General features: G+C 61.5%; 21 protein-coding genes. 13 read left to right on the top strand and 8 right to left on the bottom strand.

All coding sequences use genetic code 11. The features are described from left to right. Positions 1-17: 17 nt before the first annotated feature. Positions 18-1,586, top strand: coding sequence for a cryptochrome/photolyase family protein (locus HGI47_RS11995; protein ID WP_168853000.1), 1,569 nt, complete (start codon positions 18-20; stop codon positions 1,584-1,586). 9 nt (positions 1,587-1,595) lie between these two features. On the opposite strand, the gene ada is transcribed toward HGI47_RS11995, so the two are convergent. After that, positions 1,596-2,633, bottom strand: coding sequence for a bifunctional DNA-binding transcriptional regulator/O6-methylguanine-DNA methyltransferase Ada (gene ada, locus HGI47_RS12000; protein ID WP_206066148.1), 1,038 nt, complete (start codon positions 2,631-2,633; stop codon positions 1,596-1,598). Positions 2,634-2,791: 158 nt separating this feature from the next. Here ada and HGI47_RS12005 point away from each other — a divergent pair, with 158 nt between their 5' ends. From HGI47_RS12005 to HGI47_RS12040, 8 genes are all read left to right on the top strand, one after another. Beyond that, the gene (locus HGI47_RS12005) at positions 2,792-4,348 is read left to right on the top strand and encodes a serine protease (RefSeq protein WP_168853002.1); all 1,557 of its coding nucleotides are present in this window, start codon (positions 2,792-2,794) and stop codon (positions 4,346-4,348) included. A gap of 168 nt (positions 4,349-4,516) precedes the next feature. Then, a complete protein-coding gene (locus HGI47_RS12010) occupies positions 4,517-5,071 on the top strand; it encodes a F0F1 ATP synthase subunit delta (protein ID WP_168853035.1) in 555 nt (184 codons plus the stop codon). 28 nt (positions 5,072-5,099) lie between these two features. Beyond that, positions 5,100-6,629 (top strand): F0F1 ATP synthase subunit alpha, encoded by a 1,530-nt coding sequence (gene atpA / locus HGI47_RS12015; protein WP_168853003.1) that lies wholly within the window; start codon positions 5,100-5,102, stop codon positions 6,627-6,629. Between the two features lie 60 nt (positions 6,630-6,689). Continuing rightward, positions 6,690-7,562, top strand: coding sequence for a F0F1 ATP synthase subunit gamma (locus tag HGI47_RS12020; protein ID WP_168853004.1), 873 nt, complete (start codon positions 6,690-6,692; stop codon positions 7,560-7,562). 28 nt (positions 7,563-7,590) lie between these two features. Next, positions 7,591-9,033 carry a F0F1 ATP synthase subunit beta gene (gene atpD, locus HGI47_RS12025; RefSeq protein ID WP_168853005.1) on the top strand — a complete coding sequence of 481 codons (1,443 nt, stop codon included), beginning with the start codon at positions 7,591-7,593 and terminating at the stop codon, positions 9,031-9,033. A gap of 46 nt (positions 9,034-9,079) precedes the next feature. Beyond that, complete coding sequence (locus tag HGI47_RS12030; RefSeq protein WP_039335066.1) at positions 9,080-9,337, top strand: ATP synthase F1 subunit epsilon; 258 nt, start codon at positions 9,080-9,082, stop codon at positions 9,335-9,337. 191 nt (positions 9,338-9,528) lie between these two features. After that, positions 9,529-10,917 (top strand): aminomethyltransferase family protein, encoded by a 1,389-nt coding sequence (locus tag HGI47_RS12035; protein WP_206066150.1) that lies wholly within the window; start codon positions 9,529-9,531, stop codon positions 10,915-10,917. 149 nt (positions 10,918-11,066) lie between these two features. Beyond that, the gene (locus HGI47_RS12040) at positions 11,067-11,906 is read left to right on the top strand and encodes a beta-etherase (RefSeq protein WP_168853006.1); all 840 of its coding nucleotides are present in this window, start codon (positions 11,067-11,069) and stop codon (positions 11,904-11,906) included. Between the two features lie 33 nt (positions 11,907-11,939). Here HGI47_RS12040 and HGI47_RS12045 read toward each other — a convergent pair whose 3' ends face one another. From HGI47_RS12045 to HGI47_RS12065, 5 genes are all read right to left on the bottom strand, one after another. Beyond that, entirely contained in the window at positions 11,940-12,938 is a 999-nt protein-coding gene (locus HGI47_RS12045; RefSeq protein ID WP_240950148.1) for a nucleoside hydrolase, read from the bottom strand. Next, positions 12,938-13,687 (bottom strand): IclR family transcriptional regulator, encoded by a 750-nt coding sequence (locus HGI47_RS12050; RefSeq protein WP_168853007.1) that lies wholly within the window; start codon positions 13,685-13,687, stop codon positions 12,938-12,940. The genes HGI47_RS12045 and HGI47_RS12050 overlap by 1 nt, the downstream gene beginning before the upstream one ends. Next, positions 13,687-14,076, bottom strand: a complete 390-nt coding sequence (locus HGI47_RS12055; protein ID WP_168853008.1) for a nuclear transport factor 2 family protein — start codon at positions 14,074-14,076, stop codon at positions 13,687-13,689. Before HGI47_RS12055 ends, HGI47_RS12050 begins: the two co-directional genes overlap by 1 nt. Further along, complete coding sequence (locus HGI47_RS12060) at positions 14,073-15,206, bottom strand: cobalamin-independent methionine synthase II family protein (RefSeq protein WP_168853009.1); 1,134 nt, start codon at positions 15,204-15,206, stop codon at positions 14,073-14,075. Before HGI47_RS12060 ends, HGI47_RS12055 begins: the two co-directional genes overlap by 4 nt. 71 nt (positions 15,207-15,277) lie before the next feature. Beyond that, positions 15,278-16,243 (bottom strand): helix-turn-helix domain-containing protein, encoded by a 966-nt coding sequence (locus HGI47_RS12065; protein ID WP_240950149.1) that lies wholly within the window; start codon positions 16,241-16,243, stop codon positions 15,278-15,280. Here HGI47_RS12065 and pobA point away from each other — a divergent pair. From pobA to HGI47_RS12080, 3 genes are all read left to right on the top strand, one after another. After that, a complete protein-coding gene (pobA, locus tag HGI47_RS12070; protein ID WP_168853010.1) occupies positions 16,242-17,411 on the top strand; it encodes a 4-hydroxybenzoate 3-monooxygenase in 1,170 nt (389 codons plus the stop codon). The genes HGI47_RS12065 and pobA overlap by 2 nt on opposite strands. A 186-nt stretch (positions 17,412-17,597) precedes the next feature. Then, on the top strand, positions 17,598-18,272 hold the full coding sequence (locus tag HGI47_RS12075) for a response regulator transcription factor (RefSeq protein WP_168853011.1): 675 nt from the start codon (positions 17,598-17,600) through the stop codon (positions 18,270-18,272). A 78-nt stretch (positions 18,273-18,350) separates the two neighbouring features. Continuing rightward, complete coding sequence (locus tag HGI47_RS12080) at positions 18,351-18,941, top strand: hypothetical protein (protein ID WP_168853012.1); 591 nt, start codon at positions 18,351-18,353, stop codon at positions 18,939-18,941. A gap of 68 nt (positions 18,942-19,009) precedes the next feature. Here HGI47_RS12080 and HGI47_RS12085 read toward each other — a convergent pair whose 3' ends face one another. Together HGI47_RS12085 and HGI47_RS12090 are read right to left on the bottom strand one after the other, a co-directional pair. Continuing rightward, complete coding sequence (locus tag HGI47_RS12085; RefSeq protein WP_168853013.1) at positions 19,010-21,691, bottom strand: TonB-dependent receptor domain-containing protein; 2,682 nt, start codon at positions 21,689-21,691, stop codon at positions 19,010-19,012. Positions 21,692-21,784: 93 nt separating this feature from the next. Beyond that, positions 21,785-23,335 carry a hypothetical protein gene (locus tag HGI47_RS12090; protein ID WP_168853014.1) on the bottom strand — a complete coding sequence of 517 codons (1,551 nt, stop codon included), beginning with the start codon at positions 23,333-23,335 and terminating at the stop codon, positions 21,785-21,787. A gap of 262 nt (positions 23,336-23,597) precedes the next feature. On the opposite strand from HGI47_RS12090, the gene HGI47_RS12095 reads away from it, so the two are divergent. Continuing rightward, positions 23,598-23,978, top strand: coding sequence for a hypothetical protein (locus tag HGI47_RS12095; protein WP_168853015.1), 381 nt, complete (start codon positions 23,598-23,600; stop codon positions 23,976-23,978). The last annotated feature ends 791 nt before the right edge of the window (positions 23,979-24,769 follow it).

Here is a 24,769-nt window from a genome sequence, read left to right on the forward strand (position 1 = left end):
TCGACCATTCCCACAAAATGACCGTATCCGCATCCGGCCCAGTCTTGGTCCCCATCCTTGGCGATCAGCTTTCTCCCGATATCTCCAGCCTTGCCGATCGCAAGCCGGACGATACGATTATTCTGCTGATGGAAGTGGCGGAAGAGACGACTTACGTTCGCCACCACAAAGCGAAGATCGCGCTGATGCTTTCGGCCATGCGCCACTTTGCCGAGGAACTGCGCGTGGCAGGCTGGACAGTCGATTACGTCAAGCTCGACGATCCGGCCAACACTGGCAGTTTCACCGGCGAAGTCACCCGTGCGGTTGACCGTCATGGTGCGCGTGGCGTTCAGGTAACGGAGCCTGGCGAATGGCGCGTGCGGCAGGCGATAGAGCATTGGCGCAGGGACTTGCCCGTCCGCGTGCGCATCCTGCCTGACACACGCTTCATCTGCCCCCTGCCCGATTTCTATGAATGGGCGGCAGGCCGCAAGGAGCTGCGCATGGAGTGGTTCTACCGCGAAATGCGCCGCAAGACCGGATTGCTGATGGAAGGCGACAAGCCGGTTGGCGGGCGCTGGAACTTCGATGCCGAGAATCGGGACGGGCCGAAAAGCGGATTGCAGCCACCCGCCCTACCCGCCTTCAAACCGGATGCTGTGACGCGGGACGTTCTTAAACTTGTCTCAACGCGCTTTGCGAAACATTTCGGATCGCTCGAAAAGTTCGGCTGGCCAGTGACCCGCGGGCAGGCGAAAACCGCGCGGGATGATTTCCTGAAACACCGCCTCCCCCTGTTCGGCAAGTATCAGGACGCGATGGTCGCCGAACAGGACTTCCTGTTCCACGCAGTGCTATCGCCCGCAATCAACATCGGCCTGCTCGATCCCCTGGACCTGTGCCGCCGCGCTGAAACCGAATGGCGGGAAGGCCGTGCGCCATTGGAAGCGGTGGAAGGCTTTATCCGCCAGATCATCGGTTGGCGCGAATACATTCGCGGCATGTACTGGCTGGAAATGCCGGACCTTGCCGATGCCAATGGCCTTGACGCAACCCGCCCACTGCCAGACTTCTACTGGACCGGCGAAACAGACATGCGCTGCCTTGCCGATTGCGTGCGCACCACGCGCGACAATGCCTACGCCCACCATATCCAGCGACTGATGGTGCTGGGCAACTTCGCACTTCTGGCCGGACTGAAGCCGCAGGACGTGGCCGACTGGTATCTGGTGGTTTACGCCGATGCCTTCGAATGGGTGGAACTGCCCAACGTGGCCGGGATGGTTCTGCACGCCGACAAGGGGCGATTGGCGTCGAAGCCCTATGCCGCCAGCGGGGCCTATATTGATCGCATGAGCGACTACTGCGGCAAATGCGCATTCAACGTGAAGAAAAAGACCGGCGAAGGCGCTTGCCCGTTCAATGCACTTTACTGGCATTTTCTGGACCGTAACGAAAAGAAGCTGTCAGACTATCACCGCCTGGCCCAACCCTATGCCACATGGCGGCGAATGGCCGAGGACAAGCGTGCCGCCTATCTGGAAAGTGCAGAAGCCTTTCTGGCAACGCTCACGCCCGCCCAAACGGGGTGGGCGCGGGCGTGATCGAGCGCCTCAGTCGCGCCCATGCCTCTCCTTATCGAGCAAGCGCTGCTTGATCTCCAGCCCATAGGCATAACCACCCAGCGAACCGTCCGAACGGATCACGCGGTGGCACGGTATCAGCACCGCCACGTTGTTCGCTCCGTTGGCCGAACCTGCTGCGCGCACCGCGCCGGGCTTGCCCACTTCGGCGGCAATCTGCGCGTAAGATCGTGTTTCACCCGGCGGGATACGCCGTAGAGCCTGCCACACCGCTTCCTGAAACGCCGTGCCTTTTACATCGAGTGGAATGTGCCCAAAATCGCCCGGCGCTTCGACGGCGGCCACCACATCGCCCAGCAATTGCGCAAATACCGCGCCGCCCTGTACCAGAGACGCATTCGGAAAGCGTGTGCGCAGCGCCTGCTCGTCTTCGTTGAACGACAGACGACACACGCCCTTGTCCGTTGCGGCGACCAGCATGGAGCCGAGTGAGGTTGGCACAATCGCCCAGCGGATCGTCACACCGCGCCCGCCGTTGCGCCATACCGAGGGTGCCATGCCAAGCCTTTCTTCTGCTGCGGAATAGAACCGCGCGGGGCCAGAGAAGCCCGCGTCATAGATCGCATCGGTTACGCTGCCTGCTCCACTGAGAGCCTGTGCCATCCGCTCTTTCTGCAATGCGCGCGCATAGGCGGCGGGGGAAAGGCCTGTGCTGCGCGTGAAAACCCGCTGGAAATGCGTGGGCGAATACCCGCAGCGCGCCGCCAGATCGGCAAGAGCAAGCGATTGGCCTGCCGCCTTTATAGCCTCTATGGCGGCCAGCACCGCGCGTTCATCGCGCGAAACATCATTGGGCGAGCAACGCAGGCAAGGGCGCAGCCCTGCCTTTGTCGCTGCCGCGCCATCGGCAAAGAACCGGACGTTCTCACGCCGTGGATGCCGCGCTGCGCACGATGGACGGCAATAGATACCAGTGCTGACCACGCCGGTCACGAAGCGCCCGTCATAGGCACGATCACGCGCGATTACCGCATCCCATGCTTCGTCATCGGTGATCGGCTGCGACATCATTGCCTCCGGTGGATAGTGCTCGCCATGGTCAAGGCAAGGTTCGTCTTCGCTCATCATGGTGTGTCATCCTGAACTGTGGAGACATCCTGCCGAATCGGGCGCGCTATCGCGTCCCGCACCTTGCGGTCAAAGCAATTAGGCGCAAGAAGCGGCCCATGCGTGTCGCCAAGCTCCTAACTGCTTTCCTTGTGTCCCTTTACATGGCGCTGGCCATGACGGCCGCCCACGCGGACCCGGCAGACATTTCGGCTGCGAGCCGCTCGGTCGTGCGGGTGGTCATCATCGAAAGCGATGGAGACAGGGCGCGGCTGATCACCCACGGCACCGGCTTCGCCGTCACGCCGAACCTGATCGTCACCAATGCTCACGTTGTTGAAGAACTGCGCGGCGATGATTCGCTGATCGCGGGCGTGGTTCCTGCTGAAGGGCGCAATGGCTATCCCGCCCGACTGATAGCCTATTCGCCGGGCAACGACCTTGCCCTGCTGCGCATCGAAGGCGGCGGCTCGATCACGCCGATCACGCTGTTCCCCGGCGCTCCGGGCGATGGTGCGGAAGTTTACGCCGTGGGCTATCCGGGCAATGTCGATCTGGCACAGGGCCTTTCGATGGCCGATCTGGTCACCCCGCAAGCAGCGGTCAAAACGCGCGGCTATCTTTCGGGGGGACGCTCTTCGCGTTCGTTCGATACTTTGCTGCACACAGCGCCGCTGGGTTCGGGCAATTCGGGCGGCCCCCTGCTCGATTCGTGCGGGCGCGTGATCGGCGTGAACTCGTTCGGCACGGTGAGCGACAACAGCACCGATTCGGCGTTCTATTTCGCCATTTCGATGCGAGAGCTTTCGGCCTTTCTGCGCCGTGCCAATGTGGAAGTGCATAGCAGCGGGCTACCGTGCCGTTCGATAGCGGACCTGAATCGCGCCGAGGCAGAACGCGCCGCCGGTGAAGGTGCAAGACTTGCTGCGGAAAACGAAGCGAAGGCCGAAGCCCGCGAACGTGCGATGGACAAGGCCCGGCGCGATGCCGAACTTGCCGTGCTGTCGGAGCGGGACAATGGGCTTGCGCTTGCCGCGCTGCTGCTGGTCGGCGCGCTTGGCGCAGGCGGTTGGGGGATGGTGCAGGCTTCCAAACGGCGCGGGCGTTTTCAGCGCAAGCACGTGTTCGGTGCGGGCGCGCTGATGCTTTCTGCCATCGTGGTATGGTTCCTGCGTCCGTCGCTCACCTCCATCGATCAGCGCGCGAAAGACATGATCGCCGCCCCCGAAGCAAGCGCAAGCGCCACGGCCAGCATCGCTGCAAAATCTACTTCTGCGTCAATGATTTGCGTTCTCGATCCCCAGCGCAGCAGGGTAACGGTATCCGATATTACCGACGTTCCGATAGAATGGACCGAAGGCGGCTGCATGAACGGCAAGACGCAATACGGACAGGCGGACGACGGCTGGAGCCGCATTCTCGTGCCCAATGGCGAAGAGACCGTCTCGGTAAATTCGTATGACCCGCAGACGCGGACCTATACGGTGGAACGCTTCTTGGTGGGTCTGGAAACGATGACGAAGGCCCGTGCCGAGCGCGCCAAGATCAGCGCCCCTGCTTGCGGCGCGGGCGAGGATGCAGCGCTGCAATTTGGCCGCAACCAGCAGGCTATCAAGGCTTTGTTGCCGCCGGAGCCGAACGAGAGGATGCGTTACAACTGCCAACCTGGGCAGTGATCGCACCGGCCAGCACGGAATCCCTTCATACCTATGCACAAGAAGGCAAGTCGCATCTTGTCATAACCGCCCGACGTTGCTAGGCGCGCCCCGTCTGCAGGCCACCCGGTGTTCATCTCCGGGCAATGGTCTGCTTCGGCTTATCCTTGGATGAAGGAACTTCGGCGCGTGGAGATTTCCGGCGGCATTACGGCCAGCTTGTCAGGGCGTTACGCTTCGGCGTTGTTCGAACTGGCAAATGAACAGGGCCAGGTTGCGTCCGTTGAGCGCGACCTCGAAACACTCGATGCTGCACTGCGCGAATCGGCTGATCTGAAGAGCCTGATCTCCAGCCCGCAGTTGGGTCGCGAAGAAGCGGGCCGCGCAATTGATGCCGTTGCTGGCGTGATCGGCCTTTCGGACCTGACCAAGAAGTTCACCGGCGTGCTGTCAGCGAACCGCCGCTTGTCGGACCTGCCCGGCATGATCCGCGCCTTTGCACAGATTGCCGCTGCCAGCCGTGGCGAAGTGAGCGCCGAAGTGACCAGCGCCCACGCCCTCGACGATGCCCAGATTGCCGCCATCACTGAAAAGCTGATGGCGCGCACCGGCAAGTCGATCAAGCTCAAGACCAATGTCGATCCCGATATTCTCGGTGGCCTTGTCGTGAAAATCGGCAGCCAGATGATCGACAGCTCGATCCGCACCCGTCTCAATTCCCTCGCTACGGCGATGAAGGCTTGAAGCCTCAAGGCTCTGTGAAAGGCTGAAAATGGAAATCCGCGCCGCTGAAATCTCGAAGGTCATCAAGGACCAGATCGCCAGCTTCGGCACCGACGCTCAGGTCTCGGAAGTCGGGTCGGTTCTCTCGGTGGGTGACGGTATTGCCCGCATCCACGGCCTCGACAAGGTCCAGGCCGGTGAGATGGTCGAATTCGCCAACGGCGTGAAGGGCATGGCCCTGAACCTCGAAGCCGACAACGTCGGCGTCGTGATCTTCGGCTCAGACGCCGAAATCAAGGAAGGCGATGTCGTCAAGCGCACCGGCACCATCGTCGACGTTCCCGTCGGCAAGGGCCTGCTGGGCCGCGTGGTCGATGCTCTGGGCAACCCGATCGACGGCAAGGGCCCGATCGTTGATGCAACCCGCACCCGCGTCGAAGTCAAGGCTCCGGGCATCATCCCGCGCAAGTCGGTGCACGAACCCGTGCAGACCGGCCTCAAGGCGATTGACGCTCTCGTTCCTGTCGGCCGTGGCCAGCGCGAACTAATCATCGGTGACCGTCAGACCGGCAAGACCGCTGTCGCGATCGACACCTTCATCAACCAGAAGGCTGCAAACGCCGGGACGGACGAAGGTAAGAAGCTTTACTGCATCTACGTCGCCGTCGGCCAGAAGCGTTCGACCGTGGCACAGATCGTGCGCCAGCTCGAAGAAAACGGCGCAATGGAATACTCCATCGTCGTGGCCGCAACCGCTTCGGAACCGGCTCCGCTCCAGTACCTCGCACCCTACACCGGCGCGACGATGGGCGAATTCTTCCGCGACAACGGCATGCACGCCGTGATCGTGTATGACGACCTTTCCAAGCAGGCCGTGGCCTATCGCCAGATGTCGCTCCTGCTGCGTCGTCCTCCGGGCCGCGAAGCTTATCCGGGTGACGTGTTCTATCTCCACAGCCGCCTGCTTGAGCGTGCCGCGAAGATGAACGACGAAAACGGCGCTGGCTCGCTCACCGCACTGCCGATCATCGAAACCCAGGCGGGCGACGTTTCGGCCTACATTCCGACCAACGTGATTTCGATCACCGACGGCCAGATCTTCCTTGAAACCGGCCTGTTCTATCAGGGCATCCGTCCGGCAATCAACGTCGGTCTGTCGGTGTCGCGCGTCGGCTCCTCGGCCCAGACGAAGGCGATGAAGAAGGTGGCTGGCTCGATCAAGCTGGAACTGGCGCAGTACCGCGAAATGGCGGCCTTTGCGCAGTTCGGCTCGGACCTCGATGCTTCGACCCAGAAGCTGCTGAACCGTGGTTCGCGCCTGACAGAACTGCTCAAGCAGCCCCAGTTCTCGCCGCTGGGCTTTGAAGAGCAGACTGCGGTGATCTTTGCGGGCACGAACGGCTATCTGGACAACGTGCCGGTAACACGCGTGACCGAATACGAAGCCGAACTGCTCAGCTTCCTGCGCACGCAGCACGCTGATCTGCTGACGCTGATCCGCGACACTAAGGATCTTGGCGATGAAGCCAAGGGCAAGCTGGTCGCCGCGCTCGACGCTTTTGCAAAGCAGTTCGCCTAAGTCTTTGAAGTCAACGCCACCCCGTCCAGCGCGACGGGGTGACGGATCAAGGGAGCCGTCATGGCCTCGCTGAAGGAACTCAAGGGTCGGATCAACTCGGTCAAATCGACCCAGAAGATCACCAAGGCCAAGCAAATGGTCGCGGCGGCCAAGCTGCGCAAGGCGCAGGCGGCCGCTGAAGCCGCGCGCCCCTATGCCAGCCGTCTGGCCGAAGTGATGGGCAGCCTCGCTGCCAAGGTTGCAGGGCAGGATAACGGCCCGCTGCTGATGCGCGGAACTGGATCGGACCAGCGTCACCTCCTTGTCGTGGTCAACACCGACAAGGGCCTGTGCGGCGGTCTGAACTCGAACCTCGTCAAGGAAGCCAAGCTTCAGGCCCGCGCGCTCGAAGCTGCTGGCAAGACGGTGACGTTCTACCTCGTCGGCAAGAAGGGTCGTGCTCCGATCCGCCGCGATTATCCGAATGGCATCGCCGCCGGATACGACACCAGTCTGGTGCGCACGCCCGGCTTTGACGAAGCTGCCGCAATCGCACATGACCTGATCGCGATGTTCGAAGCAGGCAAGTTCGACGTCGCGCACCTCATCGCGCCGGAATTCAAGAATGCGCTGACGCAGCTGCCAGTGACCACGCAGATCATCCCTGTCCCCGCCCCCACCAACACCGTCGCTATCGACGCCGTGGTGGAATACGAGCCGGGCGAGGAGGAAATCCTCGAGGAACTGCTGCCGCGCTACGTCACCACGCAGCTCTTCGGTGCCCTGCTCGAGCGTGAAGCCTCGGAACAGGGCGCGTCGATGACCGCGATGGACAACGCAACGCGCAATGCGGGCGAGCTGATCAACAAGCTCACCATTCAGTACAACCGCAGCCGTCAGGCCGCGATCACCACCGAACTCATCGAAATCATCGCTGGCGCCGAAGCGCTCTGACGACGAGATAGAAGGCAAGGAAACAACAATGGCCACCGCAGTAGCTACCGGCAAGATCAGCCAGGTCATCGGCGCCGTCGTCGACGTGGCGTTCGATGGCGAACTCCCCGCGATCCTCTCGGCGCTCGAAACTGACAACAACGGCAACCGCCTTGTTCTCGAAGTTGCGCAGCACCTTGGTGAGAACACCGTCCGCACCATCGCGATGGACTCGACCGACGGCCTGACCCGCGGCCAGCCGGTCACCAACACTGGCGCACAAATCTCGGTGCCGGTTGGCCCGAAGACGCTTGGCCGTATCATGAACGTGATCGGTGAGCCGATCGACGAACGCGGCCCGGTTGGCGCAGAGCAGACCGCGCCGATCCACGCCAAGGCCCCGGAATTCATCGAACAGTCGACCGAAGCCGCGATCCTCGTGACCGGCATCAAGGTCATCGACCTTCTCGCCCCTTATGCCCGCGGCGGCAAGATCGGCCTGTTCGGCGGCGCAGGCGTGGGCAAGACGGTTCTCATTCAGGAACTGATCAACAACATCGCCAAGGGCCACGGCGGCGTGTCGGTCTTCGCAGGCGTGGGTGAACGCACCCGCGAAGGTAACGACCTTTACCACGAATTCCTCGACGCCGGCGTTATCGCCAAGGATGCTGATGGCAACCCGACGCCGGACGGCTCGAAGGTGGCACTCGTGTTCGGCCAGATGAACGAACCGCCGGGCGCCCGCGCTCGCGTTGCGCTTTCGGGTCTGACGATGGCCGAATACTTCCGCGATCAGGAAGGCCAGGACGTTCTGTTCTTCGTCGACAACATCTTCCGCTTCACGCAGGCGGGTTCGGAAGTGTCGGCTCTGCTCGGCCGTATTCCTTCGGCCGTGGGCTACCAGCCGACGCTCGCCACCGACATGGGCCAGCTGCAGGAGCGCATCACCTCCACGACCAAGGGTTCGATCACCTCGGTGCAGGCTATTTACGTTCCCGCCGACGACCTTACCGACCCTGCGCCAGCCGCTTCGTTCGCTCACCTTGACGCAACGACCACGCTGAACCGCGCGATTTCGGAACTCGGCATCTATCCGGCGGTTGACCCGCTCGACTCGACCTCGCGCGTGCTGACGCCCGCCGTTGTCGGTGAAGAGCACTACCAGACCGCTCGCCGCGTTCAGGAAACGCTGCAGAAGTACAAGTCGCTGCAGGACATCATCGCGATTCTGGGCATGGACGAGCTTTCGGAAGAAGATAAGCTCACCGTCGCCCGCGCCCGCAAGATCCAGCGATTCCTGTCGCAGCCATTCCACGTGGCAGAAGTCTTCACCGGCATCAGCGGCAAGTTCGTGCAGGTCGAAGATACCGTGCGTTCGTTCAAGGCAGTCGTCGACGGCGAATACGACCACCTTCCCGAAGCCGCGTTCTACATGGTCGGTGGCATCGACGAAGCGGTCGAGAAGGCCAAGAAGCTGGCTGCTGAAGCCTGATTGAGCTAGCTCCCCGGGCTGCCCCGGGGAGACCGAAAGGCAAGAGATGTCGCTCCACTTCGAACTCGTCACCCCGGCCCGCCTCGTCCGTTCGGAAGAGGTCCATATGGTAGTCGTTCCCGGCACCGACGGTGAATTCGGCGTGCTGGAAGGCCACGCGCCTTTCATGTCCACGGTCAAGGACGGGACGATCAAGGTCTACAAGTCTGCAGGTTCGGCGCCTGAAGAGATCACGGTCCAGGGCGGCTTCGCAGAAGTCGGCGCCAAGGGCCTGACGGTTCTCGCCGAACACGTCGAAGGCTGATTTGCCTTAATCGACACGCAAAGGGGCTGGTCCGCAAGGACCGGCCCTTTTCGTTTGTGCGACTTTCAGGCCGAAATTGTACGCCTCACATACAATTTTTCATCAAATTCACCATTCCGAACTTTTCAAGCACGCGAAAGTAGGGCAAAGCGACTCCACATCCGCGAAATCGCATCGGGAGAGCAAGAATCATGTCCCAGACCCTTGAGCAGGTCATCCAGAATGCTGGCGACCTCGTAAACTTCGTCCGCAACCAGCAGGTCGGTCCTAACGTCTATCCTGGCGTCCCTTCCGAATTCTCGAACTGGCGCGCGGAGCAGTGGGCATGGGGCCACACCGCGGTTCTCTACAACCAGTCGTACCACATGGTTGATCTGGCGGTTAAGGGGCCGGATGCGTTCAAGATGCTTGAGCACCTGGGCATCAACTCGTTCAAGAACTTCCAGCCCGACCGCGCCAAGCAGTTCGTGCCCGTCACCCCCGATGGCTACGTGATCGGTGACGTGATCCTGTTCTATCTCGACGAGAACCACTTCAACCTCGTCGGTCGTGCGCCGACCATCGAATGGGTCGAATACCACGCCGCCAGCGGCAACTGGAACGTCACCGTCGAACGTGACGAACGCTGGGCGATGCGCACCGATGGCAAGCGCAACAGCTATCGCTTCCAGATCCAGGGTCCGAACGCGATGAAGATCATCGAGAAGGCCACTGGCACGACGCCGCCCGAGCTCAAGTTCTTCCACATGACCCGCATGACGATTGGCGGCAAGGAAGTGCGCGCGCTGCGCCACGGCATGGCAGGCCAGCCCGGCTTCGAACTCATGGGTCCGTGGGAAGACTATTGCGCGGTCCATGCCGCGCTGGTCGAAGCGGGCAAGGAGTTCCAGATGGCGCTGGTCGGTGGCCGTGCCTATTCGTCGAACACGCTGGAATCGGGCTGGATCCCCTCGCCCTTCCCCGCGATCTACACCGGTGAAGCGCTCGCCCCATACCGCGCGTGGCTCTCGGCCAATTCCTATGAAGCCAAGTGCTCCGTCGGCGGCAGCTATGTTCCCGAAACCATCGAAGGCTACTATACCACGCCGTGGGATCTGGGTTACGGGCCGTTTGTGAAGTTCGACCATGACTTCATCGGTCGCGCTGCGCTGGAGAAAATGGCCGCAGAAGGTAAACACCGCACCAAGGTGACGCTGGCGCTGGACAACGAAGACGTGATGCGGGTCCAGTCCTCGGCGCTGAGCACGGGTGACCGCGCAAAGTTCATGGAATACCCGAGCGCCGTCTATTCGATGCACCCGTTCGATCAGGTGCTGGTCGATGGCAAAATGGTCGGCCTGTCGACGTGGATCGGCTACACCGCCAACGAAGGCAAGTTCCTGACGCTCGCCATGATGGAGCCGGGCTTCGAAACGCCGGGCACCGAAGTCAGCCTGCTGTGGGGCGAACCGAACGGCGGCACGACCAAGCCCACCGTCGAACCACACGTCCAGACCCAAATCAAGGCCACCGTATCGGCGGTGCCCTATGTCGCCGCCGCGCGCGACAACTACGCCGAAGGGTGGCGCACACGTAAGTAAGACTGAGGGCGCATGCCTGACAGCGAGAGCGCCGGCCCATCCCGACGGGTCCGGCGCTCTTTGCGTATTTGGGCAAAAATTGTTTGTGTTACTAACAATATCTGGCAAAGTGTGGGCAACCAGAATACGAGCCAAATAACGAGGATGTCATGGCCGCGAACAACACCATCACTTTCTACGACCTTGCCCTCTCCACGGGAGCAACGATCAGCCCCTTCGTCTGGGCAACGAAATATGCACTGAAGCACAAGGGCTTCGATCTGGATGTCGTGCCCGGCGGTTTCACCGGCATTCTGGAACGCACCGGCGGAAAGACCGAACGCCTGCCCGCCATCGTCGACGATGGCGAATTCGTGCTCGATAGCTGGGGCATCGTTGAATACCTCGACACCAAGTATCCTGACCGCCCTGCCCTGATCCCGCATGAAAGTGTGGCTGCCACGGTCAAGGCGCTCGATAACTGGTATTGGAAGGCTGCGGTCGGCCCGTGGATGTTCTGCTTCTGTCAGGACTACCGCGACCTTTCACTGCCGCAGGATCACGAATACGTGACCCACAGCCGCGAGAAGATGTTGGGACGCAAGCTTGAGGACGTTCAGGCAGGCCGTGAAGATCGCCTGCCCGGCATCAGCACCGCCCTGGAACCTCTGCGCGCGGCGCTGGCTCAGCATCAGTGGCTTGGCGGGTCATCGCCCAACTACGCCGATTACCGCATCCTCGGCGGCATCCTTTTCACTTCCTCGGTCTGCAAGACGCCGGTGCTCGCCAACGATGACCCGCTGCGCGACTGGATCGAACGCTGTCTCGATCTATACGGCGGCCTGGGCCGCCATCCCGGCCTGTTCCCCCTGTTCGGCCTCGAACAGCGCGAGGGCGACCCTGATCTGTTCAATCGTGCCGCAGGCCAGGGCGGTATCTACAAGCGCAACACTGGCCCGGACTCCACGCGCGCCGAAACCCAACGCATCACCGAAGGCATGAAGAAGTAATCACACGAAGGGCCGGATCGCTTCCGGCCCTTTTCACTTCAACTTGGCCAGCATGTCGGCAAAGGTCAGCCGCGTATCGATGGTGGTATAGATGCGGATTGGGCGACCTTGCGGATTGGCCTGATACAGCCCGTCATCGCCAATCGTCGGGCATGGGCGCACCACATAATCGCTCGACGCAGGATCAGGCTCGAACGTCGATTGCAGCGCGGTCAGCGTCACTAGCGGGCTATCGCCCAGAACATAAGTCTCGCCGGTCGAAAGGTCGAACTTGGTGACCATTTCCCAAACCTTCTCGACCTCGGCCACCAGCCACGCCGAAACCCCACCCCGCGTCTTCATTTCCATGAGTTCCGCCGCGCTGAACAGCATCCGGCGATAGGTGTTGCGCGGCACCTGCCAGATCGCGATGGCAGAGCGGTTGAACACCACTTGCGCGGCCATGCGGTCGATCGTCAGGTTATATTCGGCAGGCGTCGCGTTCGGTACGGGGATGCCGATCCCTTCGTATTCCTGCCCGCCGATCCACACCAGCGTCATGCGCTTTGCAATCGCGGGTTCGATCAGCAGCGCGATTGCCAGATCGGTAAGGCCCGCACCGGCGCAATAGAACAGCGGGCGGGCATCATCGCGCATCGCTTCGGCAATGATCGCATCGGCGGCAGTGCGTGCGGGCACCTGCATCGATGTGATGGCCTTCGCCGCGCCCGCAAAAACCGGAACTTTGCCTTCCATGCCCAGCTTCGCCAGCACTTCCAGCCCCTTGGCCGCAGAGGCTTTCGCCTGATCGCCGGGGCCGCCCCACGGTTCGTTCTCGTGCATGTGCGAGCCGATGATCGCCCGGATCTCGACCGAGGGCGAACGCAGATGGTGCGCCAGTTGGAACAGACCATCGGGATCGCCTGAAAGATCGTTGTCTACGATTACGCGATAGCGGCGGGGATCTCGTGCAGCGAAGGCCGGAAGCGGCAAGGCCAGCGCACTGGCCAGCGCGCTCATCGAGTGCATCACTTTGCGGCGGCTCGCCTTCATCACGTCCCCTGAATAGCGGTAGCCGTCCGGATGAGCAAAGCCCGGATGCGCGCCTCGCTGTCGGCATCAAACCGCACGGCGGGCACGGCCACGCTGAACGCACCCACCAGTTCTCCATCAATCCATACCGGCGCTGCCGTGCCGCAAATGCCGGGCGTAGCCTCTTCGCGAGCCACGCACACGCCATCGTTGCGGATACGACTGAAATCGGCGCGCAAGTCCGCCTCGCTTGTGCGCGTTGCGGGCGTAAAGCGTTCGCGCTGCACTTGCGCGAAATACTGCGCCATTTCCGCCTCCGGCAGCCACGCCAGCATGACCTTGCCGGCTGCCAAAGCGTGCAAAGGCCGCCGTGTGCCGGGATCGACCGCATAGCGCAGCGCCTGATCGCTCGCCTCGGTCACCAGCGCTTCAACCTCCCACTCCCGCCGCACCATGAATGAGGAGGTTTCGTTGAGTTCGCCGCGCAAAGCCCGGACCAGCGGCCTTACCCGGTCTTCCAGCGTCAATGCCGCATCAGGCGCCCGCAGCCGTTCAAGCCCCGGTCCCGGCAGATAGCGCCGCCCTTCGCGCGACAGATACCCCCGGTCGGTCAAGGTGCCGAGCAGGTAGGACAGGCTGCTGACCGGGATAGCCAGCGCGCCTGCAATCTCCTGCGCCACCGCGCCCTGCCTGTGCGCCACGACATATTCGATCACGTCGAGCGTGCGCATCGCGGATTTGACCGGGTTCGAGGCGGCGGCAGTGGCCATCAGAACGTCAGGCTACCCCGCCGCTCGGCAAAGCGCCAGCCGTCTGCCGTCAATACGAACTGGTCATGGAACGATCCCACCAGCGGCGCAGGATCGCCCGTGAACAGCAGCATGGCGCTGGTGCCGCGCGCCGTGGTCGGGCTTTCCACATCGATCACCACGTTCGAACAGACATGCCGCGTCTTGCGCGGCGGGCGAGCCTTGAACGCGGCAAGAATGGCGTCACGCCCTTCCACGCCCGCATCGGGCGCAGTAGGGCGGAACATCACGCCATCTTCGGCATAGAGCGCCGCCACTTCATCCCACCGCGCCTCATCGTTGAGATTGGCGTAGAGCGCGACCAGCCGCGCGCAATCGGCCTCCGCCGCCCGCCGTTCGTCTGCGGTCACAGACGACCTGCCGCAATATCCGCGCCTTCACGCAAGGACTTGAGCTTGCGCCATGTCACGATGGGATCGAGCTTCCCATAACCCGCAAAGGTGCCGAACCCGCAGTCGGTGCTGGCCACCACGCGGTCCACGCCCACGAACGAGGCGAAGCGTTCAATCCGCTGCGCGATCAGTTCGGGATGCTCGATATAGTTGGAGCAGGTATCGATCAGGCCCGGTGCAAGGATCTTGTGATCCGGCAGCTTGGCATCCTTCCACACGGCCCATTCATGTTCGTGGCGCGGGTTGGCTGCTTCAAACAGCACCGTGGCGGGGCGGGCCTTCAGCACCGTATCGATCACGCGCTCCAGCGGGATGTCGTGATCGTGCGGGCCTTCATAGTTGCCCCAGCAGATGTGCATCCGCATCTTTTCGGGCGGAATGTTGGCAGTCGCCGCGTTCAGCGCTTCGACGTTCGCTTCGGCAACCTTCACGAATTCGGCGTCCGACAGATCCTGATACCCGGTGTGGCGGCTCATCGCCAGATCCGGGCAATCGAGTTGCAGGTAAAATCCCTCGTTGACGATCGTTTCGTACTCTTCACGCATCGCATCGACCAGATCGGCCAGATAGGCTTCATGCGTGGGGTAATGGCGGTTCACCTGAAACGCGGTGATCAGCCCCGGTGAAGCGGCGTTCATGAAGGCTTCGGTATCAGGCGCCGCGTGCTTTTCCAGCGCGGTCTTGAAGCGGCGAATGTCCTCGTGCAGCGGATCAAGCGTGATCAGCCGAACGTCACCAATGCACGATGCGCGCACGAATTCCTGGCTGCCCATGATCGCGGACAGCTTCTTCACAAGGTTCGGCACTTCGGCAAGGTCTGCCGCAGGCTTGCGATCAATGTGCCCGCCAAAGCCCGAAAGCCTCTCGATCATATAGGTCGAATAGCCGACCTTGCCCAGTTCGCCGTCCGAAACGACCGAAACGCCAGCATCGACCTGCGCTTTCACCCCGGCATCGACCGCCGCCGAAACCACGCGGTCGAACTCCGCCGCGTCATAAGGCTCGCCCTTGTCGCGCGCCAGCAACAACGGCGTCAGTTCATCGCCGCGCGGAAGGCTCCCAACGTGGGTGGTCTTGATCTTGGCCATTTCGCAAACCTCTCCGCTAATTCATATTCGTGAAAATTTCATAGCGAAGTTTGCAGGCGAAACAAGCAGTTTCAGGCCGCTGTCACCTTGTCCGCCGAAGGCCGCCTTCCCGTCATACGCTGGTAGAAGCGCGAGAAGTAGCTCGGATCATCAAACCCCAGTTCTGCCGCCACTTGCGCCGCTGTGGCGTTGGTAAAGCGCAGCAGTCGGTGCGCTTCCAAAGCCATGCGGCGGTGGATTACATCCATCGGGCTGCACCCCAGCCCCGCAGCCGTCATGCGCGAAAGCGTGCGCCGCGTCATGCCTAGCGCGCCCGCGTAAAAATCCAGATCGCGGTGCTGGCGATAGTGCAGTTCCACCAGTTGCCGGAACCGTTCAAGCCGCCGGTCCGCGCATGCGTCGGCATCGTGCGGCGCTTGTGCCGCCACGCAGCGGATCAGCGCTTCGGCCAGCGCCATGAACAGCGGGTCTTGCTCCTGCCATTCCTGCTGCAACCCCAGCATTTCGCGCGCCAGCCAGAAGGCGCGGCGCGCGGCATCTGGCGCAAGCTCCGCCACGCCGCCCCGCGCCAGTGCCGCCAGCAAAGGGTCCGCCGCGCCGCCCGCCCGTGTGGAAAAGTCTGTGGACAGCGTGAGGACAAATCCCCGCGTCCCCTGCCGGAAGCGGAACCCGTGGACTGCGCCTGCCGGAACGATCACCCGCCCCGGCCCTTCCAGCCCGTTTGCAACGCCATCCAGCATAACTGCTGCATGTCCCTCCTCTACCAGCAAGACCTGCACGAAGTGATCGTGGCGATGCACCCCGATTTCCCAGTCATGCAGCGCGCTGCGCTCTGCAATTGTCTCGATATGCGTAAAGCCGCCAGAGGAACGCGCCGTGCCCTCACCATAGAGGGCATATGTCGGTATCGCCTGAACCATGTCCTGAAAGTGCCAGCAATTTGTCCTGCGCCTGCCTTCCGCGATTGCGCCCTTGCTGTCAAATTCCCGGTCATTGTGGCCCGCATCCCAGCGCGGGCGCGTGGGAGAATTTGCCATGAAAACTCAGGTCGCCATTGTCGGCGCAGGCCCCGCTGGCCTGCTGCTCGGACATCTGCTCAAGGCCGAAGGCGTCGATTGCGTCGTCGTAGAACGCCAGCAGCCCGATTACATCCTCGGCCGCATCCGCGCAGGTGTGCTCGAACAGATCACCGTAGGCCTGATGTCGCGCCTCGGCCTCGATGCCCGGCTCAAGGCAGAAGGCCTTGTCGAAGAAGGCTTCAACCTGGCCGATGGCGAACGCCTGATCCGCATTGATGTGGCCAATCTCACCGGCAAGACCGTGGTGGTCTATGGCCAGACCGAAATCACCAAGGATTTGATGGATGCCGCCCCGGAGCGCGGGCTTCAGATCGTCTATGGCGCAGATGACGTTGCGCTGCACGATATCGAAAGCGATGCGCCTTCGGTAACCTACACGCTCAACGGCGCGCCCCAGCGCATTGATGCGCGCTTCATCGTCGGCTGCGATGGCTTCCACGGCCCCAGCCGCAAATCCATTCCGCTCAGCGCCGTGCGCGAATACGAGCGTGTCTATCCCTTCGGCTGGCTTGGCATTTTGGCCGATGTGCCGCCCTGCAACCATGAGCTCATCTACGCCAACCACGAACGCGGCTTCGCGCTCGCCTCGATGCGCAGCCACACCCGCAGCCGCTATTACGTGGACGTGCCACTGACCGAAAAGATCGAGGACTGGTCGGACGATCGCATCTGGGACGAACTCGCCGTCCGCCTTGGCCCTGAAGCCGCTGGAAATATCACGCGCGGCCCCTCAATCGAAAAGTCGATCGCGCCGCTACGCTCCTATGTCTTCGAACCGATGCGCCACGGCAGCCTGCTGTTGTGCGGCGATGCCGCCCACATCGTGCCGCCGACAGGGGCCAAGGGCCTGAACCTTGCCGCCAGCGACGTTCACTACGCCGCCGAAGCGCTGACGGCCTACTTCAAGAGCGCCAGCAACGATGCCATCACAGGCTATTCCGCCAAGGCGCTCGCCCGCGTGTGGAAGTCAGAACGCTTCTCATGGTCACTCACCAAACTGATGCACCGCTTTCCCGATGATGGCCCGTTCGAACGCGCGATGCAGGTAGCCGAACTGGATTACATTGCTACCAGCACAGCAGCGCAGACCAGCATTGCCGAAAACTACGTCGGCCTGCCGGTTTAGGGTCCAGAAGCCCACCCCCACCCCCTCCCGCTTGCGGGAGGGGAGCGAGGCTTACTGAACGTAGTGAAGTTAGTCGCAGCGGGGTGGGCAGTCATACCGCACTAAAGTCCCGCCACCGCTGTAACATCGTCATTCGCCCGTCACAAAGCCGCGACAGAAAGCCCCTATCGACAGGGGCTTTCTTACATGCGGCGTATCGACATTCTGCTGACGGACGACCTTCCCGGCGGACGTGACACTTTCCAGCATTCCGATTTGCGCGTGGTCTTCCACCGCTGGAAATCTGATGGCCCGCTGCCGCTGATGGAGGGCCGCCCGTGGGCCTTCGTCGATTGGGTGTTGCCCGATATGTCCGGCCTCGAACTCTGCCGCCGCCTGCGCTGCGCCGACAGTCTGGGGCAGGACGCACACGTAACGATGATCCTTGAAGAGGATGACGCCGAGGCCAAGCGCCGCGCGCTGCGTGCAGGCGCGGATGATTACATTGTCGGCCCGGTGGATCGCAGTGCCCTGCTAGACCGTGTGCTGTCGATCCAGTTACCCGAACACGAAGCACCTGCCCGCGTGCTCAAACTGGGCGATCTCACGCTCGACCTTTCCGCTCTGCAGGCTCGCTGGCGCGAAAAGCCGCTGATGCTTATGCCCAACGAGTTGCGCCTGCTGCGCTACCTGATGGAACAGCCCGGCCACGTTTTCAGCCGCCAGCAACTCATCACCGCATTGGGCAAGCACGATCAGCCCATCGATGAACGCACCGTAGACGCCTGGGTCAGCCGCCTGCGCCGCGCCCTGCGCGATGTCGGCGCAGGCTCGCCGCTGCGCACGGTGCGCTCGCTGGGATACGTGCTGGATCGCCCCTGATCGGCAACAGTCACCGTTAGGCTGATCACCAAACCATGCTATGTTCGCAGGCCGGAATGATGGTCGGGGAACAGCATCATGGGGCGCGAAGCGACGGTTCATGCGGAAGTCGGCACCGCGGCCGATGAAGTCGGCGCACTGCTGGAAAGCACCGAACTAATCCTTCGCGGTGCGATAAGGCGCCGCTTTGCCAAAGCCGCGATCACGCAGGTCAGCGTCCGCGGTGGCGTTCTCCGCTTCAATGTCGATGGCGAGCAGGTCGCGCTTCATCTGGGCGACAAGGCAGCGCAGGCCTGGGCCGACGCCATTGCCAAGCCCCCGCCAAGCCTGCGCAAGAAGCTTGGTCTGGATGACGATGCTCTGGCTTTTCTTGCCGGTCAGACGAATGACGGCGCATTGATTGAGGCAATCGACGGCAGGCAGGCATCCGACCTGGCTTCAGCCGCGATGCTGCTGGCCATCATCGAAAGCCCCACCGATCTTGCGGTGGCCATCGAACTTCAGGCAACCACGCCCGGCCTTCCCATTTGGGCCATCTATCCGAAAGGCCGCGCCGCCGCCTTTGGCGACACGCCGATCCGCAGCGCGATGCGCGAGGCTGGCTTCCGTGACACCAAGTCCTGCGCAGTATCAGACCGGTTGACCGCCACGCGGTACAACCCAACCTAGACAGCGCCACAAAAAAGAGGCGGCCCCGGTGAAGGGCCGCCTCCCAAGGGTGGAAATCCTTGTAGCGCTTAGAACGTCATCGAAGCCGAAAGCGCAAAGGTGCGGCCCACGTCATAGGAGTTCACCTCGACGCGGTTGTCGCCCGACTGCTGGTATTCGATGTGGCGACGCCCGGTAATGTTGCGCGCTTCGAACTTCAGCTCGACCTGCTTCTTGAACACCTCGAAGCCCTGACGTGCCACGAAGTCGATGCGCAGGCCCGGATCTTCGAATACGTCGGGCTGGCCGGTGTTCAACAGACCGCGGCTGAACACGCGCTTGCTGGCATAGTTGAACAGGATCGTCTGCTGCGAAAGCTTGTCGGTATCTTCAAGCCCAAGCTGCACGTTGACGATGTGTTCGCTCTGCCCGGTCAGCGGCGCGCCATCGCGGAAATAGTCGAGCGCGCGGGTCGATGCGGCCAGATAGTACGATGTCTGATCGCCTTCCTGCACCTTCAGCTTCGACTTGGTGTAGGTGTAGTTGGGGATCACCGCAAAACGGCGCGATTCCCACATGCCGCCCCAGTCGCTCAGGTCGAAATACTTCTGCAGTTCCACTTCCGCACCATAAAGGTCGGCCTTGGGAGCATTGGCGAAACTGGTGATGAAATTATCGCTTTCCAGCGCCACGAAGCTTTCGATCGGGTTCTTGATACGCTTGTAGAAGGCCGAGAGCGAGAAGCGCTGATCGCGGTCGAAGTACCACTCATAGCGGGCTTCGGCGTTGGTAAGCTGGCTGTCCTGCAGGTTCGGGTTGCCGCGATACTGGCGGTTGGTATCGGGGTCGAAATAGAACTGATAGATCAGCTCGCGGAACTGCGGGCGGGCGATGGTCTTCGAGGCGTTGACGCGCAACTGCATGTCATCGCGGAACGACCATGTCACCGTTGCAGCCGGCAGCCAGTAATCGTTGTTCAGTGCCGTCGGCGCGGCAGTGGTCCCGCCATCGTTGAACACCTGGATCGGCGAAACGACCAGCTTCGCCTTCTCGTAGCGGATACCGGCATCCAGCTGGATCGTATCGGTCAGCTGCGCATCGACCTTGGCATAGACACCATGATTGCGCAGGGTGGCGAGAAACGCCGGGTTGCCTTCGTTGGTGTCGATCAGGTTCACGTCGAATGCTTCGATCACCGCATGGCTCAGCAGGTAATCGGGGCGGAACATGTTAACGCCGTCGGGCAGATCGACAGCGCGCCACTGAAAATCGCGGCGCGAACTGGTGCGGCGCGTATCGACATAGGCATAGCCAACTGTCGCCGTGACAGTCGGCATGACCTTGTACGAAACGTCGATCCCGCCGGTCCACAGATCTTCGTTCAGGTCCGAGAAGCTGACCGTGGCACGGCCAGCATTGCCATCGAGATTATTGACGAAATATTGGCCCAGCGGGTCCGACGCCACATTCGTGCGCACATATTCGAAGCCGAGTTCATACGGAGCCTCGCGCTGCGAATTGGCAAAACCGCCGCGCAGATCGACGCTCAGGCCATCCATCGGCTTCAGTTCTGCCACAAGCTGCGTGTCGATCAACTGGCGTTCGTACCACGCAGTATCCTGCTGCTGGTAATCAACCGTCGTCTGGTTGCGCTGGCCAAGGCCAAGGCGCGTGTTCTTCAACGTGTCGCGGATGTAAAGATTGGTCCAGCGGATCTTGTTGCGATCCCATTCCAGCGCCAGCCCCAGCATCGCGTTCACGACCACGCGATTGTCGGTCACCACGCGGCGAAAGTTCGATTGAAGGTCGGCCAGATCGGATTCCACCGACGTCTGGCTGGTCACATCGCGGGTCTGCCACTTGTTGCTGTAGCCCGCCGTCGCGATCACACCCAGCGTCACCGCGCCCAGTTCGAACGACTTGCCGGCTGAAAGCGAAAGCGATCCGTTGCCCGGCATGTTGGGGATCTTCTGGATCAGCCCATTGCGCGTGTTGACGATGCCCTTGCCGATCTCGACGTTGTCGAGATTGCCCGAACTCAGCCGCTCGCCGCTGGCGAAGAACGTCTTCAGCGCATTGGTATAATCGCGCTGGCCGTTGTCGAACCCGGTCCAGTCGGTGCTGGAACCGTAATAGGTGTAGCCAAGCTGGTTGGTCGTCTCGCTGTCCCACGAACCACCGGCGCCGATGGTCACGAACGGTTCGGACGGGCTGGACTTGGTGGTCAGGTTCACCACGCCACCGCCGAATTCGCCGGGATAGTTCACCGAATAGGACTTCTGCACCAACGACGATGCTATGATGCTCGAGGGGAACAGATCGAGCGGAACCACGCGCTTGAGCGGTTCGGGGCTCGGCAGCGGCATACCGTTCAGCAGTGCCAGCGAATAGCGATCACCAAGGCCGCGCACATAGACATAGCCGTTGCCGACCACGCTCAGGCCGGTAACTCGGCCCAGCGCGCCCGCGATGTTGCCTTCACCCGTGCGCGCGATTTCTGCTGTGCCAAGCACCGAAACCACCTGCGGCGCGGCGCGCTGGATATTGCGGTCACGCTGGCCGGTCACGACGATTTCGCCGCCGGGGATGGAAACTTCCGCTTCTTCCTGCGGGGCCTCTTCCTGCACCTGCTCGACGCTCGGCGCAGCAGCGTCGGCAGCAGGCGGCGCGGCATCTGCCGATGTACCTTGTGCATCCTGTGCGAAGGCCACTGTCGGCGCGATCAGCGCGGTGGAAAGCAGCAGCATGGTTGCGAGCCGCGACGTATTCATGTCGGTGTTCCCCCTGGGGAAAGAATGTATTTTTTGGTGCGGGAAAGGGGGCAGCCGTCACCGGCCACCCCCCGTATCCCGAAAGGCAGCCGATCAGGTTGTCGGCAGCGCTGTGCAGGCCGTGCTGGTTGTGCCGAAGTTGGCGGCACCGCTGTTGCAGGTCCAGCCGGCATACCAGGTGTCGCTGCTGTCCTTCACCGCGCCGATGTAGGTTACGGCCGAGAAGAACGACGACAGCGTGGTCACGTCAAACGCGCTCACGGCGGCTTCGTTGGCACCGTTGATGAACGTGCTGCTCAAGGTCGAGGTGAACGCATCGTTATTGTTGTTCGAACCCGAGCCAAAGAACGTGCCCACTTGCGTTGCGGTATACGTGCCGGTGCCAAGATACTTCGTGCTGTTGCAGGTCATCACGACGGAACGTGCGAGCAGCGTGGAAGCAGCCGTACCGCCCGAACCATTCATGCGGATACACTCGTTCGCAGGCGTGTTCACCACACCGTTGTAGAGCGAGATGTCCGAGTTGCCACGGAACAGCATTGCAGCCTGACCGGCAGCTTCGTTGTTGCTGCTGGTGGCTGCTTGCACGGCAGTGAAGTTCGAAATCTTCGAAACCTGACGCGGCGTCTGGGCTTCGTTGCCGTTGCTGTCGAGTTCCATCAGGGCGTCACCCTGGCCGGAACGCTGGATCAGCAGCAGATACTGCAGGTTTGCCTGCACACCGGTATCCATGTCGAGGCTGTCATCGTCAGCACCCACGGAAATGTAGTGCTTCATGTTGACCGTGCCGCCGAAGAATTCGGCACCATCGTCAGAGCTGTTGTAGCTCTGGATGTAATCAAGCTGCGTGCCCGAACCCACGCCTTCCAGCGTCAGCGCCTGCAGTTCGGAGTTCGAACCGAGCACGAAGCCGGAATAACGAATCTGCACGTACTTCATCGTGCCGCTGTTGTCGGCAGAGTTGGTGCCGCCAAACAGGGCAGGATCAGCCGCGCCTTCGGTCTGGCGCTCGCAGGTGCTGGCGGTTGAACCGCTGGCAACTGCGCCTGTGGTGCAATCGGTGATCGGCGCGCGGCCCATCAGCACGACGCCGCCCCACTGGCCCTGTGACGTTTCACCATTCAGACCAAGCACGTTGTCACGGCTGGTGAAGATGATCGGCGCAGTGGCGGTGCCCGTAGCATTGATCTTGTTGCCGCGATTGACGGCCAGCCACGATGTGCCGGTGTTGCCGAACAGGATCACGCCCGGTTCGATCGTCAGCGTCACGCCGGTGCTGGTGCTGCTGAAGCCCGCATCGGTGCCCACGTCAACGCGGCCATTCATCGAATAGAGCAGGCCTGCGATCTTGGGCAGCGTGGTCGAAGCGGTGATGCGTGCAGGCAGCGTGCAGACGCGCCACGAACCCTGCGCCGAGGTTACAGTGCCCGAATCGGTCAAGCCTACGGGATCAGCGATGGTCGGACAGCCTGCGGCCGCTACAACACCGCTCGAAGTCGGTGTCGGGGTCGGCGTAGGGGTTGGCGTCGGCTGGTTGATGACAACATTGCCGCCGGTGCCTGGCGAAGCGATGTCGGTGGGGCCGCAGCCGGCGAGCGCAATCGCACTGCAACCGACGAGGAACAGGCCGTGGCTGGTCTTCACTTGATATCCCCCAAGGATAAGCGGCCGGAGCAATTCCTGCCGTCGCGAGGGACCGTCTAGGGATGGAAAGTGACAGCCTGTTTGCGGTTTCCTGACAGATTTGTGTCAATTTATCTGACGGTTATTTGACATTCGTGACGGTGCAGACGGTTTTGCAGGGATTCGTTGATTGCACTTTTATGACAATGTTGCAGTTTGATTGCAGTTCGAGAGAATCGGCACATACTCACACTCAACAACGCAATCAGAACGGAGAGCATTGATGAGTCTGTTCCTCGCCGCCGCACTTCTTACCCAGTCCGCCGTCATGGTCACCCCGCCGCTGACCGTGCCCGCCCCTGCGCTGCCTAGCGGCGATGTCGGCTTCAACGAAATCCTGGCAAACCGTCCGCTCGCTGCGATCAAGCGGATCGAAGCCAGTGAACTGGCGCGCAAAGGCGACCCGCTGGCGATGATCAATCTCGGCACGGCTTACAAGATGGTCGGTCGGAAGGACGAAGCGGCGCGCTTCTATCGCACGGCACTGCGCAGCGATGATCGCTATGACGTACAACTCGCCAATGGCCGCTGGATTGATTCCCGTCGTGCCGCCGCGCTGGCAATGTCACGCCTGGACAGCAATGAAGTGCTGGCCCTTCGCTGACAGGACATTCGCTAACAGGCTTTGTTACTCACGGTTGAGCAACATGTCGCAACAATTTAACTTTTGATAATCTATCCGAATCGCTCAAAGTTTGCACAATCTGTCAATAGAAGCAGGATCGGATTTGGATTAATCGGTGCAATCTCTGAGATGCCTACTTGGCTTCCACAGGCCGGATCGAACTACAGCGGTGCGCGAACCGCTGTATTTTTCCACTCACTGCCTTGGTTGCGGCAAACCCATGCGCCGTGTCAGCAAGAAGCGGTGGGTTATAAAGGATGCCGAACGGGCTTCACATTCCGCGCCCAAGTTGCATTCCCAGAATAGCACGTCGAAACGGCCTGCCGAAAATCACAATAGGCCCGACCGTGCTTGATCAAAGCAGCGTTCACGCCGCAATTTCCGATGACCTTCTGCAGTTGCAGAAGGCGATTGATAGCGTCTTGGCAGAAGCTGACCGCCTTGAACTACGCATGGTTGGTATCCACCTGTGCAATGCACTTCACAGTCTCGAAGACGAGTTTGAACAACGGTCTTCGTAATGTGGCGTCGTAATCACCGCCGGAAGGACCGCGCATTTACCGATCCATAGGAGCGCGCTCCAGTCCGCAGTGCAACAGCCAAATTCGATCCTTTGGCAGCTTTGCCCGTTGTTCAATTTCGTAAGTTTTCCATATATTTGTGGTTGAACAGAGCTGAATCACTGACCGGCTGACGCCGGTAGGATCAAGCGGTGGGGCTAAAGCCGTCCTTGTGGGTATGTCGGTCGAGGTAACGCATGATGATGTCAT

The sequence above is a fragment of the Novosphingobium sp. ERN07 genome (assembly GCF_012641335.1).
Classification (GTDB): domain Bacteria; phylum Pseudomonadota; class Alphaproteobacteria; order Sphingomonadales; family Sphingomonadaceae; genus Novosphingobium.